This window comes from Lacipirellula limnantheis (assembly GCF_007746075.1).
Classification (GTDB): domain Bacteria; phylum Planctomycetota; class Planctomycetia; order Pirellulales; family Lacipirellulaceae; genus Lacipirellula; species Lacipirellula limnantheis.
The window spans coordinates 5,696,682-5,711,269 of record NZ_CP036339.1; the positions used below are offsets into that span (position 1 = coordinate 5,696,682).

Genomic DNA, 14,588 nt, shown 5'->3' on the forward strand with positions numbered 1-14,588 from the left:
AGAGTCGGTCGCTCTTATCTAGCCTGTCGCAACGACGGCCCCGCAGCTCGGTTTTTCATCGAAGCCTCCCGCCTTACCGGTCGATAAATCTTCCCTGGTTCGCCTGGAAGCCAATTGGCGCCTCCCTGCGTTGGAATAATCAGTCGCATCGCCGGCAGTCTGCGGTATAATCCGCGATTGCGGGCAGCGGCAGCCTGCTAACGTTGCGATTTCCCACCCGACCCGGCGGCTACTCCACGAAGGAAAACGCCCCCCATGAGCCAAACCGAGATTCCCAGTTCCGCGGCCAACATCACTCGAGCCAACTGGTCGGAGATCACCCCCCAGCACTTGTACGACAAGTGCATGGCGCTCGCTCGTAATCTGTGGTGGAGTTGGCACCCCGAGGTCGTGAATCTCTTCCGCGACCTCGATCCGGTGCGCTGGCGGCAGATCGACCACAATCCGATTGCTCTGCTTGCCGAGATGACGCCCGATCAGGTGGCCGAACGCGCCTCGGAGTTGGTGCTCTACACGCGCATCAACCAGGCCCATCGCCGGTTGAAGGAGTACATGGCCAATACTCGGACGACCTGGGGCGCGCGCGAGGCCGGCGTGCTCGGCGCCATGCCGGTCGCCTACTTCTCCGCGGAGTTTGGCATCCACGAGTCGGTGCCGATCTACAGCGGCGGTCTGGGCGTCCTCTCGGGCGACCACATCAAAAGCGCCAGCGGCCTGGGCGTTCCGCTCGTGGCCATTGGCCTCTTTTACGATCAGGGCTACTTCAAGCAACACCTCGACGGAGAAGGCTGGCAGAGCGAGGAATACCTTGACACCAAGGTCGAGAACCTCCCCATGGAGCCTGCCCGCGACCCGAACGGCCGGCCAATCACCGTCGAAGTTGAAACGACGCACGGCAAGCTGTTCGCCAAAGTCTGGCTGATGTACGTCGGTCGCGTCCACCTTTATCTGCTCGATTGCGACGTCGACGGCAACAGCCCCGAAGATCGCGAGTTGACGTCGCGGCTCTACGGCGGCGACGTCCGCACCCGCATTCGCCAGGAACTGGTCCTCGGCGTCGGCGGCGTCAAGGCGCTGCGAGCCCTCGGCATCAAGCCTGGCGTCTATCATTTGAATGAAGGGCATAGTGCGTTCGCGCCGCTGGAAGTCATTCGCGAGCGCATGCAAGACGACGGCATGTCCTTCGACGAAGCCCTCCGCGAAGTCGCTGCTCACACTGTCTTCACGACCCACACGCCGGTCCCCGCCGGCCACGATCGCTTCGACGGCGGCATGATCGAAGAGCATCTTGGCCCGTTGCGGCAGAAGCTCGGCATCTCGTACGAGCAGTTGATGGGCCTCGGCCGCGTCGAACCGCAGAACGAAGGCGAATCATTCTGCATGACGGTCATCGGCCTGAAGCTTTCGCGCCGCGCCAACGCCGTGAGCTCGCTCCACGGCCATGTCTCCCGCCGGATGTGGGCGCATCTTTGGCCCTGGCGCGTCGAAGAGGAAATCCCGATCGGCCACATCACCAACGGCGTCCACATTCCGACGTGGCTCGCCTACCCCATGGTGCAGTTGTACGACAAGTACCTGGGCACCGAATGGCACGTCCGCATGGGCGAGCCCGAGATCTGGCAGAAGATCTACGCGGTCGATCCCGGCGAGCTGTGGGAGACGCATAACGCGCTGAAGAGCCGCCTGCTCGAATTCGTCCGCCGGCGCGTCAGCCGCCAGTCGCGCCGCCGCAATGAAGATCCGGCAATTATCGAAGCCGCCCGCTCGGTGCTCGACCCGAATGCCCTGACGATCGGCTTTGCCCGCCGCTTCGCCACCTACAAGCGAGCCGACTTGTTCCTCCGCAGCATCGACCAGATGGCCGATTTACTCGACGACCCGAATCGCCCCGTGCAACTCGTGTTCGCCGGCAAAGCCCATCCCGCCGACGAGCCGGGCAAGAAGCTAATCCAGAAGATCGCCAACCTGCGGCACGACCCGCGGTTCGCCGGCCGAGTTGTCTTCATCGAAGATTACGACATCAACGTCGCCCGACACATGGTGCAGGGGGTCGACGTCTGGCTGAACAACCCTCGGCGCCCGCTGGAGGCCTCTGGCACCAGCGGTCAGAAGGCCGTGCTCAACGGCGGCCTGAATTTCTCCATCCTGGATGGTTGGTGGGCGGAGGCTTACAACGGAATGAACGGCTTCTCGATCGGCGGCGGGACAGCCCACACCGATGTGGAAATCAACGACGCCCGCGACGGGGAGGACCTGGTCCGCGTGCTAGCGGAAGAAATCATTCCATTGTTCTACCTGCGCGACGCCGATGGCCTGCCGCACGAGTGGATCGCCCGGATGACCAACTCGATCGCGACGCTCGCGGCCCGCTTCAGCGCCCACCGCATGGTCGTCGACTACGTCCAGAAAGCGTACTTGGTCGCCGCGGGCGGTCTGAGCAGCGATATGAGCGTCCGCTAACCGCAAATGCGTCGACCCCAGCCGGAGGGCCACGGCCCTCCGGGTCGGCGGCGCGTTGGGCGCTGCGTCCCGGACCGCGTGGCGGTCCGGCTAGCCATTTTTTTGCGCGCCGATCGATCCGCCATGCCTACCGTCATCCGCTCCCCCGACGACGCAGCCCTCGCCGAGCTTTGCGGCGTGCTCGCCGCACGTGCGGAGCGGCTCGATGAATCTGGCGACTGGCCCGCGGAGCAACTCCGCCTGTTCGCCGATTATGGCGTCTACGAGTGGTTCGCCGGCCCCGAATGGGGCGGGCAGGCGTGGGATCAGGAGTCGATCCTCCGCGGCTACCTTGCCCTCGGCGGCGCCTGCCTCACGACGACGTTCATCCAAACGCAGCGCGACGGCGCCTGCCGCCGCATCGAATCGTCGACGAACGACGAGCTTAAGCAGCGCCTCTTGCCCGGTCTCACCAGCGGCGAGCTGTTCGCCACCGTCGGCATCTCGCACCTCACCACCAGCCGGCGGCACATGGCCACGCCCGTGCTACGCGCACGCCAGGCGGACGGCGGCTTTCTCCTCGACGGCTTCAGTCCCTGGGTGACCGGCGCGGACCACGCCGACTACGTTGTCCTCGGCGCCACGTTGATGAACGGAGCTGAAGCGACGGCCAAACAATTGCTCGCCGCCGTGCCAAGCACGCTCCCCGGCGTCAGCGCCCCGCCGCCGGCGAAGCTCGTCGGACTTTCGGCCAGCCACACGGGGCAGTTCAAACTCGAAAACGTCTTCGTCGGCGACGAGTGGCTCATCGCCGGCCCTGTGGAAAACGTCATGTCGGCGGGCACAGGCGCCGGCACCGGCGGCCTCGGCACCTCAACGCTGGCGCTGGGGCTCGCGAAAGCGGCGATCGACTTCATCTCCAGCGAAGCGAGCAAACGGCCCGAGCTCGAACCACCCCGCGACGGCCTGCTCGGCGAATTCGACGATCTCGAGGCAGCGCTCTACGCGGCCATTCGCAACGAACCGAGGTGCACCAACGACGAGCTTCGCGGCCGCGCCAACAGCCTCGTTCTCCGCGCGACGCAGGCCGCTCTCGCCGCCGCCAAGGGAGCCGGGTTCGTGGTCGGTCACCCGGCGGGCCGCTGGTGCCGCGAAGCCCTCTTCTTCCTGGTCTGGAGTTGCCCCCAACCGGTCGTTTCAGCCCACCTCTGCGAACTGGCTGGAATCCTCGACTGAAAACCAGAATGACGAAATCCGAATGACGAATGACGGACGCAAGCGTATTTCATTCATCAGTCGGATTTCGTCATTCGTCATTCCTCCGCCCCCTTAGTGCCTTCGCGTCTTCGTGGCTAGAATTTACAGATGAGCTCACCCACCGATCCCATCGTCGTCTGGCACGACCACTCAGTATCGCGCGCTGATCGCGAGCTTCAAAACGGCCACCGCGGCTGCGTTGTCTGGTTCACCGGCCTCAGCGGCTGCGGCAAAAGCACCGTCGCCAACGTCGTCGACCGGCACCTGTTCGAGCGCGGCGTCCGCACTTACCTCCTGGATGGCGACAACGTTCGCCATGGCCTCAACGCCACTCCGCAGATGCTAGCGGAGCGCTACGGCACGGAATTCGGCAAGCGATTTGGGCTGGGCTTCGGCCAGCAAGACCGCGAGGAAAACATCCGGCGCGTCGGCGCGGTCGCGCAGCTCATGTGCGACGCCGGACTGGTCACGCTGACGGCCTTCGTCAGTCCTTACCGCGCCGATCGCGACGCCGTGCGCGCGACGCTCGCCGCAGGCGACTTCATCGAGGTCTTCGTCGACGCGCCCCTCGAGGTTTGCGAGGCGCGCGATCCGAAAGGTCTCTATCAAAAGGCGCGGGCTGGGCAAATTAAGGACTTCACGGGCATCGATGCGCCCTACGAAGCCCCCATTGAGCCGCAGTTGGTGTTGAAGTCAGCTGAATTCAGCCCCGAGGCGCTCGCCGCAGAAGTGCTGCGTTACCTGACCGAAGCAGGAAAACTGAACGTCTCGTAACGTTCAGCCGGCGAGAAAGTCGCAGCCGCCGACCGTCACGCCGATGCGGGACGATGCGCCGGTGAATATGGCGCGCCGTTCGCATGAAACTTGAGTCACGAGGCGCCGGCCTGCAAGCAATCTCAGAAGTTGCGAACTTCTGTTGACCTCGCTCCAGCGTCGGGACTAGATTGAGCCAACGGGCGGCGGCTGCCTCCTTGAGACGACCCGCCACATGATCACTCCCGGCCGTTCGCCCGTTGGAATGGAAGCGGCTGGCTTCTGCGATCAGCGGCGCATGGATGCGTCAACTTCACGGCACGCAGGTGAAATCTGCCGTGCAGACAATGGCCGTGCAGACCATGGAACGCGCAACGACGTCAGCGCGGGCGCTCGCCTGAGTGGTGCGCGATCGCAAGGAGGTTAGTCGATGATTCAAATCAGCGGCCGCGGCATTAATCGGATCACGGGCGACGAATTGCTCACGCGAAAGGCCGCTCAGCGAGACGCCGAAGCGCGGGTCGCGGCCACGCTGCAAACGACGCTGGGCGACTCGGAAGCGACGGGGCCACTCATGAAGCGTCCGCCATCGCCGCGGCTTACTATCAAAAAGCCGTCCGACTTCCAACTGGAGCAGGTCGCCGACGAAATTCTCCGCTCGCTCGAAGCGCAGCTGAACGGCCGCATTCGCGACCTCGCGGTGGCCGTCGAGCAGGGGCAATTCGTGCTGCGCGGGGTCTCCCGTTCCTACCATGTGAAGCAGATCGCGCAGCATCTGGCGATGACGGCGATGGATACCCGCCTGCTGGGCAGATTGGTGAACGACATCGAAGTCCACACCGTCCGCTAGGCGTCGAGGCGTTCGCCCCCGCCTACTCGCTGAACATCGCCTCGTTCGCCCCGCCTGCCTTGTCGACAATCGGCTCCATCGCCGCGGTCAGCTCCGCCTCGCCCCGCAGGAATCTCAACTCCACGCTAACCGCCCGCAGCGGCGCGCCGCCAACCGTCGGCACGCGGAGCTTGACCAAGTCCTTCCGCGTGCAGACGGCAACCCGGCTCCCAGATGTGCGGACCAATTGGGCCAGTTCCTCGACGTCCTCCCGCGTGTAGTTGTGGTGGTCGGGAAATTCCCGCCAAGCGGCGATCTGGCAGCCAAGCCCCTCAAGGGTGTGCCGAAAGCCGGCCGGATTGCCGATGCCGCAAAATGCCAGAATCGACTGGCCCCGCAGCTCCTCCAGACCGTAGGACGCGCCAGCGGAATCGACGAGCGCCGCCGGCCGATGTTCGACCTCCGCCCAAACCGCCTGCGGAGCAAGCCGCTCCACGCGCGTTCGTACCTGCTGGCGCGCCGCGGCGTCGATCATGTCGGCGCGACTCAACACCACGGCCTTTGCCCGCCGCAGGCCCGTCACCGGCTCGCGCAGCGTTCCGCGCGGCAGCAAGCGGTCGAATCCAAACGGCTCTGTCGCATCGAGCAGCACCAGATCGAAGTCTCGCGCCAGCCGGCGATGTTGGAACCCGTCGTCGAGCAACAGCAGTTGCGTCGCCAGTTCGTCGACCGCGATTTGCGCCGCCGCGGCCCGATCCGGATTCTGCAGGTGGGGCACGTCGGGCAGCGAAAGTTCAAGTTCCAGGGCTTCGTCGTTGAGACTTCCCTGCTCTGCTCCGTAGCCACGGCTCAAGATCGCCACGCGAATATCGCGTTGCCGCAACTGGCGGGCCAGCCATTCGACCATCGGCGTTTTTCCGGTTCCGCCGACCGTCAGATTGCCGACGCTGATCACCGGCACGCTTGGCCGCTGGACTTCCTTCGTCCCGCGATCGTACGCCCCGTTCCGCCAGCGGATCGCCCAGCCGTATGGCACGCTGGCCGCGCCCATCGCCAACCGCGCCAGCGCCGCCCCCACACCCCGTCGGCGTCCGCTGACCAAATCTCGAAACGTGGAAGGCGAAATCATCAGTGCAGCGATTCACTCTCAACAAATGGAGAACGGCATAAACTCAAAGAATAACCGTTAAGGACGCCAAGGACGCCAAGGGGAAAAGGAGTTGACCACCGCGGCACGGCAAGCACGACGTAAGGCGTGAAATACCGAAGAAAAACAGCTAGGGGTAAGAAATTCCAATGCAATCCCCTTCATCTTTTCCCCCTCGTCGTGTCCGTCGTGCCTTCGTGGTTCAATCCCCTACCTTGCATTTCCTTGGCGTCCTTGGCGGTTCAATCTGGCAATTATCTCGCGATTCTCCGGAATTTCGGTCCCCCCGGCCAGGGCGAATGGACCTTTTATCGCCCCGCTGCGTCTCAACTTTGGGCGGCCACTCCTATAATGGAAAGCGCCCCGCTCGTGCTCCCGTCCCCCGCTCCTCGACGCCGTTTCCCACATGTCGACGATTGCCCCCCCTCCCAAGCCAGCCAATCCTGTCCTGGTGGATAGCGAGGGATACATCGATCAGCAGATTCGCCGCACGCGCCGGTCGCTCAAGCTCCTCGACCTGACCGCCGGTATCCTTACGCTGCTGATCGGCTTGCTCGCATTCGTCCTCGTCGGCGCCCTGATCGACCACTGGATCATTCCGGGCGGGCTTAGTTTCGGCGGTCGGGCGACTCTCTTCGGCGTCATGTTGCTCGGCGTCGCCTGGTATGGGTGGCGGCAGTTCGTGCCGCTGCTCAAGCCAATCAACCCCGTCTACGCCGCCCACACGATCGAACGCAATTCGCCGACGCTGAAAAACAGCCTGCTCAACCTGCTGCTCTTCCGCGCCCATCGCAACTATGTTTCGGCGCGGGTCTACCACGCGCTGGAGCAGCAAACCGCCGTCAAACTTTCCACCACGGGACTCGACGGCTCGGTCGATCGTTCTGCCCTACTGCGACTCGGCTACGTCCTGGTCGCAGTGATCGCCGTCTGCGCGATCTACGCCGTGCTCTCGCCGAAGAGTCTCGCGCTGTCGACCCTCCGGGTGATCAATCCGTTGGCCGATCTCGCGGCGCCCAGTCGCGTCCAGATTCTCGACGTAAAACCGGGTAAGTCGTCGGTCGCCCGCGGCGAACGGGTCGAAGTCTCCGCGGAGATCCAAGGCCTGAGCGCCGATGAACCGGTGCGGCTCCGCTACTCGACCGCCGACCAGCGCACAGTCGACGAGTCGATTCGCATGGAACGCGGCTCGGCCGAGTCGCGACGGTTCGAGGCGGCGCTCCCCCGCGGCGCCGACGCAGGCGTCGAACAGAATCTGTCGTACTGGATCGAAGCAGGCGACGCCCGCTCGCGGAAATTCGAGCTCACCGTCTTCACGCGCCCCACGCTCGTCGTCCAGAAAATCCACTACGCCTACCCCCCCTACACCGGGCTCCCGACGAAAGAAACCAGTCACGTCGGCGACATCCGCGGCGTCGAGGGGACGAATGTCACGATCGGTGCGCTCGCGAGCCAACCCATCAAAAGCGCCTACGTCGACTTCGACGCCGACGGGACGAGCGATCTGCCCATGAAGGTCCAGGGCGATCGCGCGATGATCACCTTTCCGTTGGAACTGCGCAACGACCATCGGACGCCAGTTCATCCGAAGTACGCTCTGCGGTTCACCGCCGCCGACGGGCGCCAGAACTCCGATCCGCCCGTCTACTCGATTGACGTCACGCCCGACTACGGTCCCGAAGTCAGCATCAAGACGCCGGAGGCGTCCGAGCAGGTGGCTCGACTCGGCGATGTGATTCCGATTGGCATCGAAGCCCGCGATCCCGACTACGGCCTGAAAAGCGTCACCATCATGGGCAAGGTCGACGGCGCCAAAGAGGAGCCGCTGCTGGAAATGATCGACCAGCCGCAGACCGGCCGCGTCATCGCGACGAAGATGTTCACCCCCGGCGACGCCGGATTGAAGCCGGGCGACGTGCTTGAATATTGGGCGGTCGCACAGGATACGCGCCCCGTACCCAATGAAGAGAAGAGCGCTCACCGCCGCTTGAAGATCATCGGCCCCGACAAGCCGCAGCAAGGCGGCCAACAGCAGCGTCCCGACCAAGGTGCGCAGCAACCCGATGAGGGTCAACAAGGGGGCGAAAACGGCGAGAGCGGCGGTCAGGGCGGCGCGGGCGGCCAAGGGGGCGAGAGCTCCGCAGGCGGCAGCGAAGGCGAACAACAGTCGGGCGCCGGCGGCGCGAGCGGCCAAGGCAACAAGGGCGAATCGGGCCAAGAGGGCGACCAGGGCCAAGGCGGCGCGGGCGGCGGCAGTGGCGGAGAGGAATCTGGCGACTCGAAGGAAGAATCGGACCAGGCAGGCGACAATGGCGGCGGGGCCGGCGGCAGCGACGGCGAGCAATCCCAAGGCACCGCGCCGCAAGATGGCTCACAAGGAAGCGGCGGCGGAGCCGGCGGACAAAAACAGCAGCCCAAAGAAGGACAATCTCCCGCCGATCAAGGAGGCGAGAGCGAGCCATCCGGCGGGCAAGACTCGGGCGAAGCTGGCGGCGCGGGCGGCAGAATTTCCTCCGACGGCGACGAAGACGCCGCCGCTTTCCAACGGATGGCCGAGCATTTCCAGAAGCAGAATCCGCCGCAGAACGGCGGCGGCAAACCGGGCGAACAACAATCAGGAGGCGAGCAACAGTCGGGCAAAGCCGACCAGGCTGGCCAGTCCGGAGAGTCAAACGGCGAACCGCAAGGCGCCGAGGGACCCCAGCAAGAAGGAGCGCAAGGGGGCCAACAACAATCAAACCAAAACAGCAAACTTAGCCGCGACGCCGCCGGCGAGCGCTCCCCCAACGATTCATCCCCCAACCAAGATCAAGGCGCGGGCGGCCAAGACGCTCAAGAGGGCGCAGCCGGCGAAGACCAGCAAACCAGTGGAGAGCAAGGCAATCCACCGCCAAATGCTTCCCCCCAAGCGAACAACGCCGCCGGTCAAGGCAAGCATGGGACTGGCCAACAACCGCCAGCCGAGGGCGCCCAGCCCCCAGGCCCAGGCGAGCAGTCAGGAGATCAACAGCAACAAGGCGACAATGCCGGCGCCAATCCAAGCCCGCGCGAAGGCGGCGATGAAGCCCGCGAAGCGAAACCGGGCAACGGCGACCAGCAACAACAAGAAGGCCAAGAGAAGTCGCCCGATAGCGCCATGAACGACAGCGGCGGCGATTCCGGCGCCGGTCACAGCACTGGCCAAGAGCAAGGCGCTCCCGGCAGCGACGGCGCCAATCGCGAGGGGACGAAGAAGAACCAAGAAGACAACCGCCCCGGCCGCGAAGACAACGAAGCGCCCGTCGGCTCGCCTGATAAAAAAGAGAGCGATTCCCAAGGGGGGCCCAGCGGCGAACAATCGGGCGGCGGCCAAGAGGGGGGCGGCCAAAAGGCCGACGCCCCCGGCAAGGGCGGCCCCGGCCAGCACGAAGCAGCCGACGAAGGCGCCGGCCGTGCTCAAGAACAAGGCGAAGGCGAGACCGGCACGCAGGCCGGCGACCAGCAGAAAGCCGACGGCCAGACAGGCCAATCGAGCGGCAATCAGGCCGGCAACGGCAGCCAACAAGGGAAGACGGGCAAGTCGGAGCAACAGCAGCCCGGTAAACAAGAAAGCGAACAGGACGGCAAGCAAGGCGAGTCGGGGCAGCAAGGCGCCGCGGGCCAACAATCTCAAGAAGGCGAGAAGGGTTCATCCCAAGGCAAGCCAGGCGAACAAGGTCCCAAGGGTTCGCAGGGCCAGCCAAGCGGCGCGCAGCAACTGCCCGCCGGCGGTGAACAAGGCGCCGAAGGGGGCGAGAAGCCCGCAGAAGCGGATGCCCCAGGCGAACAGGGCGGGCAACAGCCCGGCGGCGAAGCACCCGGCCAGCAACCTCCCAGCGGCTCGTCGCCCGGCGAGCAGCCGCCCGGCGATCAGCAGAGCAAGCAGCAATCTGGCGATCAGCCAAGCGCCCAAAACGCCGCCGGCTCCGCCCCGCCCACGGGCGGCGGCACAGGCTCCAATGCGCAAAGTGCCTCTTCCTCCGAGAGCGGGCAACTCGGCGCCGACGCGGCCAACCTCGAGTACGCCCGGCAGCAAACCAACCTGGTCCTCGAAGGGCTCGATCAGCAATTGGCGAAGAAGCAAGTCGATCGCGAGTTGCTCAAGAACCTCGGCTGGACAGAAGCGGAGTTGCAACGCTTCGTCGATCGCTGGAAGGACTTGAAGGCCCGCGCCGAAGGCGCCGACAACGATGCCGCGGAAGCGCGGCAAGAACTCAACGACGCGCTGGGAAGCCTCGGCCTCCGCCAGAACGGACCACTGCGTTTTCAAGGCAAGGCGAAGGCCGATGACCTACGCGCAAACGACGCGCTGCGCGTGAAGCCCCCCTCTGAATACGCCGACCGCGTCCGCGAATACACCAAGGGGTTATCGACCCAACGCAAGGATTAAGCGACCGCCTACTCCATTATCCCCCGGTTCTTCAGAAGCTTATTCAACTGCCATCATTCTCGAAGTACTTCACGGTTAACGCCTTAACCACAGAGCACACAGGAAGATTCAGGGCATCCGCTCTTACTCGTCTTCTCTGTGGCCTCTGTGTGCTCTGTAGTAAATGCGCTGGATGATGGCATTGAATACGCTTCCTTCAAACGTGGCGGCCTGATTCGCGTATCGACCCCCGGCAGCAAGCGCCGAGGGCTATGATCACCTACGACCGCGCCCGTTTCCCCGCCGGCGTACCGCCGACGGCGCCGCCAGAGCGCCCCGACTTTGGCTCATCGCGATCATCATCGCGCGCATCGCCAATATCGCTGAAGCCGCTCCCCATTTCGTCTTCCAGCTCCGCAATATTTGGCTCGCCGTTGCCGTCGTTGCTGCCGGCGAGTCCGCCGTGCGCTCCGCCGCCGCCGGGCGTACCGGCCGCATGCTGATCGCTGCGCGACCTACTGCGATCGCGCTCGACTTCCACATCGGTAAACGTCGCGTCGCGGTCCAGGCCGCGAGACTCGCCCATGTCGCCTTCCGGGGCCAACGTGTCGCGCGGCGAGCTGGGACGTCCAACGTTAAGATTCGCGTCGAGGCCGCTTCCCGCGACGTCGGCGCACTCCACGCAATGGCGGACGTACGGGATCGCCTCCAGTCGTTCCTTGCCGATGGCGCAACCGCACTGCTCGCAAACGCCAAAGCTGCCTTGGTCGACTCGTGTGAGCGCCGCCCGCACTTCGTTCACTAGATATTCCTCATTTTCCAGCAGAACGGCGTTCATGTCGAACAGGAACTCATCCGTCCCGCGATCGCCCAGATGAAAGGGCGCGTTGGAAAGCTCCTGATTCCCTTCGCCGCTCGCGGAAACGCGGGTCTGCTCGTTGATCGAATCCGCGTCGGGCTGCATCCGCTCCAAAAGCGCGTGCAGTGCCCGGCGATAGCGATCGTTGTCAATGCGTTTCATGGCTTGAACCTTGTTGCTGAAGCAATCGCCCCGCACGAAGCGAGGCGTGAAATCAAGAGAACTCAGTTGCAAACCCTATGCCGCCCATACTTCGCGAAGAACGGGACCGGAACGTCCCCCTTTTGTGGCGTCGACGCGCATCTGTTACTCTGAATGATCGCGGATTTCGCGGAGAATAGCGCGCCGTTTCGCTCAGTGAGTCGCCGCGCCGCTGGCGGCATGGAGGCTCACGCGGCGCCGCGTGATGCAACAGCCAGGAAATTATGTCGACGATCGTGCCCCGCTATCTGGTTGCTTTTCACCCGAAGCGAGTCTCGCACCACTTTGTCGACGTGCTGGTGATCGGCGGCGGCATCGCCGGCCTGCGGGCGACGATGGCCCTCGACCCCCGGCTTTCGACGCTCGTCGTCAGCAAGGACCAACTGCAAGAGTCAAACAGCGCCTACGCCCAGGGCGGCATCGCCGGCGTTCTCGGCGCCGATGACAAATTCGAAAACCACGTTGAGGACACCCTCGTCGCTGGCGCCGGCCTGTGCGATCGCGAAGTCGTCGAGATGGTCGTCCGCGAGGCGCCGGGGCACATTCGCCAGCTGATCGAATGGGGCACCTCATTCGACGAGTTGGAAGGCGAACTGCTTCTCGGCCGCGAAGGGGGCCACAGCCACAATCGCATCGTCCACGCCCTCGGCGACGCCACCGGCCAGGAGATCATGCGCGCGATGATCGCCCGCGCCCGCGACGTCCTCAAAGCGCAGATCTGGCAAAACACCTTCACCATCGACCTCCTCACGAGCGACGATCGTTGCCGCGGCGCGCTCGTCTGGAACGAACGCCACGGCAAGACCTTCGTCTGGGCGAAGCAAACCATTCTCGCCACCGGCGGCGCGGGGCAGATCTTTCGCGAGACAACCAATCCGCCGGTCGCCACCGGCGACGGCCACGCCGCCGCGTTCCGCGCGGGGGCCGAGCTCGCCGACATGGAGTTCATGCAGTTTCATCCCACGGTCCTCTATATCGCCGGCAGCAGCCGTAGTCTCATCAGCGAAGCGGTCCGCGGCGAGGGCGCCATCCTGGTGAACGTCCTCGGCCACCGCTTCATGCCCGACTACGATTCGCGCGGCGAGCTTGCTCCCCGCGACGTCGTCAGCCAGGCGATTGCCGACCAGATGGAGAAGACCAAGCACTCCTGCGTCTACCTCGACCTCAGCCACCTCGGCGCCGAGAAGATGCGGGCCCGCTTCCCCGGCATCGCCCAGCGCTGCCGCGAGTTCGGCCTCGACATCGCCGTCGACCGCATCCCCGTGCGTCCCGGCGCCCACTACATGATCGGCGGCGTGAAGGTCGACCTCGATGGCCGCACGACGCTCGACGGCCTCTTCGCCGCCGGCGAAGTCACCAGCAGCGGCCTCCACGGCGCGAACCGGCTGGCGTCGAACAGCTTGCTCGAAGGCCTCGTCTACGGAGCCCGCGCCGGCGAAGCCGCGTCGGCCGCGGCGCTTGCCATGCCCGATTCCTATCAAGCAATCCCGCTGGAAAACGCCCCGGTGGCCCCGGCGACCGAACACCTCGACCTGCAAGACGTCCGCAACGCCCTGAAGAGCCTCGTCTGGCGCGCCGCTGGCGTCCGCCGCAACGGCGACGGACTGCGCGACGCCGCCAAGTCGATCGAACAGTGGCAACGCTACGCCCTGGCCCAGCAATTCTCCGACCCCGCAGGGTGGGAGTTGCAGAACATGCTCACCGTCGCGCGAGTCCTCATCGGCGCCGCGCTACGCCGCGAAGAATCCCGCGGCGTTCATCTGCGCAGCGACTTTCCGGAGCAGGACGACGTCCACTGGCAGGTGCGGCTGGGCGACCGGCGGATTGAATAGGCCTGAGTACGTTACTGATCGCTTGACCGCTTACGCGAAGATGTCGCCGACTCGAACTGATAATTCGGGGCACGCCAGGGGTGAGATTTGCTGATCGCCTGCATAAGACCGCCTGTCCGCATACGTTGAGCAGTTTGGCTTTCGACAAACTTCCACCGATTCACCCAAGAGATCGACGAGCCAATACTCTTGAATACCCGCCTTTGCATATCGAGGCAACTTCACGTGCCGATCCTTTTCGAGAGACGAGGCCGCAGACTCAATGACAAGGCGGACCTCCTTGGGCTGCGGAAGAGTAACTCTGTAGCCGCCTGACTTTAGTTCCAACAGCGCGAGATCGGGTTCGAAAACCTGCCCGTCTGCAATCTGAACGGTACCTTGGATCAACAACTCGTACCGGTCCAGCACACTGACAAAGAGTCGAGTGAGACGAATCAGCGAGCTGTTATGTTCGGGTCCAGCAGGCGCCATCGGAGTAATTTGCCCTTCAATGAGTTCGACCCTCCCGGACGACTCAAGAATCCCCGCCTTCAACATTTGGAGATATTGCTCCGTCGACAAGGGCGCCACCGGCAACCTAATGGTCCCGACTTCAGGCGGCCCGACGAACGTGGAATAGGCGCTGCTCATAGCTTTGATTTTAAGGTCTCTCGACAACTGCCACAAACGGAGCTTCCAGCCCCTCGACTGCTCAAGGTCATCAATTTCCCCCACTCCCGCCGAACCCCCGCCCCCGCCCCGGCGTAGCCCCTGGTATAGACACGCGAAAACCGCCGGGTTAGGCTTTCCAGCCTACCCTGGGCGGACCGTTGGGCGATTCGGCAGTCGCTAGGCGCCGTTCGCCGCAACTGTTGCCCTCGCGGCAACTTACCGCTCGCCGGATT

General features: G+C 64.4%; 9 protein-coding genes. 6 read left to right on the forward strand and 3 right to left on the reverse strand.

What is annotated here, in order from left to right:
* The first annotated feature begins 255 nt into the window (after positions 1-255).
* The 4 genes from glgP to I41_RS22200 all read left to right on the forward strand — a co-directional run bounded on the left by glgP (position 256) and on the right by I41_RS22200 (position 5,299).
* Positions 256-2,460 carry an alpha-glucan family phosphorylase gene (gene glgP / locus I41_RS22185; protein ID WP_145435082.1) on the forward strand — a complete coding sequence of 735 codons (2,205 nt, stop codon included), beginning with the start codon at positions 256-258 and terminating at the stop codon, positions 2,458-2,460.
* A 123-nt stretch (positions 2,461-2,583) separates the two neighbouring features.
* Positions 2,584-3,675 carry an acyl-CoA dehydrogenase family protein gene (locus tag I41_RS22190; RefSeq protein ID WP_145435083.1) on the forward strand — a complete coding sequence of 364 codons (1,092 nt, stop codon included), beginning with the start codon at positions 2,584-2,586 and terminating at the stop codon, positions 3,673-3,675.
* Between the two features lie 129 nt (positions 3,676-3,804).
* Positions 3,805-4,470, forward strand: coding sequence for an adenylyl-sulfate kinase (gene cysC / locus I41_RS22195; protein WP_145435084.1), 666 nt, complete (start codon positions 3,805-3,807; stop codon positions 4,468-4,470).
* A gap of 409 nt (positions 4,471-4,879) precedes the next feature.
* Positions 4,880-5,299 carry a hypothetical protein gene (locus I41_RS22200; RefSeq protein WP_145435086.1) on the forward strand — a complete coding sequence of 140 codons (420 nt, stop codon included), beginning with the start codon at positions 4,880-4,882 and terminating at the stop codon, positions 5,297-5,299.
* 22 nt (positions 5,300-5,321) lie between these two features.
* Here the strand turns inward: I41_RS22200 and lpxK are convergent, their stop codons facing one another.
* Complete coding sequence (lpxK, locus tag I41_RS22205) at positions 5,322-6,407, reverse strand: tetraacyldisaccharide 4'-kinase (RefSeq protein WP_145435088.1); 1,086 nt, start codon at positions 6,405-6,407, stop codon at positions 5,322-5,324.
* A 424-nt stretch (positions 6,408-6,831) separates the two neighbouring features.
* Here lpxK and I41_RS22210 point away from each other — a divergent pair, with 424 nt between their 5' ends.
* On the forward strand, positions 6,832-10,833 hold the full coding sequence (locus tag I41_RS22210) for a mediator complex subunit 15 domain-containing protein (RefSeq protein ID WP_145435089.1): 4,002 nt from the start codon (positions 6,832-6,834) through the stop codon (positions 10,831-10,833).
* Positions 10,834-11,092: 259 nt separating this feature from the next.
* On the opposite strand, the gene I41_RS22215 is transcribed toward I41_RS22210, so the two are convergent.
* The gene (locus I41_RS22215; RefSeq protein WP_145435091.1) at positions 11,093-11,833 is read right to left on the reverse strand and encodes a TraR/DksA family transcriptional regulator; all 741 of its coding nucleotides are present in this window, start codon (positions 11,831-11,833) and stop codon (positions 11,093-11,095) included.
* A gap of 263 nt (positions 11,834-12,096) precedes the next feature.
* Between I41_RS22215 and nadB the strand changes: the two genes are divergently transcribed.
* Positions 12,097-13,704 carry an L-aspartate oxidase gene (gene nadB, locus I41_RS22220; RefSeq protein WP_145435093.1) on the forward strand — a complete coding sequence of 536 codons (1,608 nt, stop codon included), beginning with the start codon at positions 12,097-12,099 and terminating at the stop codon, positions 13,702-13,704.
* Positions 13,705-13,734: 30 nt separating this feature from the next.
* Here nadB and I41_RS22225 read toward each other — a convergent pair whose 3' ends face one another.
* Positions 13,735-14,334, reverse strand: coding sequence for a Uma2 family endonuclease (locus I41_RS22225; RefSeq protein WP_145435094.1), 600 nt, complete (start codon positions 14,332-14,334; stop codon positions 13,735-13,737).
* Positions 14,335-14,588 lie beyond the last annotated feature (254 nt).

Bases quoted from the DNA above. Each gene is read 5' to 3' on its own strand.
- glgP (WP_145435082.1), top strand. From the start codon at position 256: ATGAGCCAAACCGAGATTCCCAGTTCCGCGGCCAACATCACTCGAGCC.
- I41_RS22190 (WP_145435083.1), top strand. From the start codon at position 2,584: ATGCCTACCGTCATCCGCTCCCCCGACGACGCAGCCCTCGCCGAGCTT.
- cysC (WP_145435084.1), top strand. From the start codon at position 3,805: ATGAGCTCACCCACCGATCCCATCGTCGTCTGGCACGACCACTCAGTA.
- I41_RS22200 (WP_145435086.1), top strand. From the start codon at position 4,880: ATGATTCAAATCAGCGGCCGCGGCATTAATCGGATCACGGGCGACGAA.
- lpxK (WP_145435088.1), bottom strand. From the start codon at position 6,407: ATGATTTCGCCTTCCACGTTTCGAGATTTGGTCAGCGGACGCCGACGG.
- I41_RS22210 (WP_145435089.1), top strand. From the start codon at position 6,832: ATGTCGACGATTGCCCCCCCTCCCAAGCCAGCCAATCCTGTCCTGGTG.
- I41_RS22215 (WP_145435091.1), bottom strand. From the start codon at position 11,833: ATGAAACGCATTGACAACGATCGCTATCGCCGGGCACTGCACGCGCTT.
- nadB (WP_145435093.1), top strand. From the start codon at position 12,097: ATGTCGACGATCGTGCCCCGCTATCTGGTTGCTTTTCACCCGAAGCGA.
- I41_RS22225 (WP_145435094.1), bottom strand. From the start codon at position 14,334: ATGAGCAGCGCCTATTCCACGTTCGTCGGGCCGCCTGAAGTCGGGACC.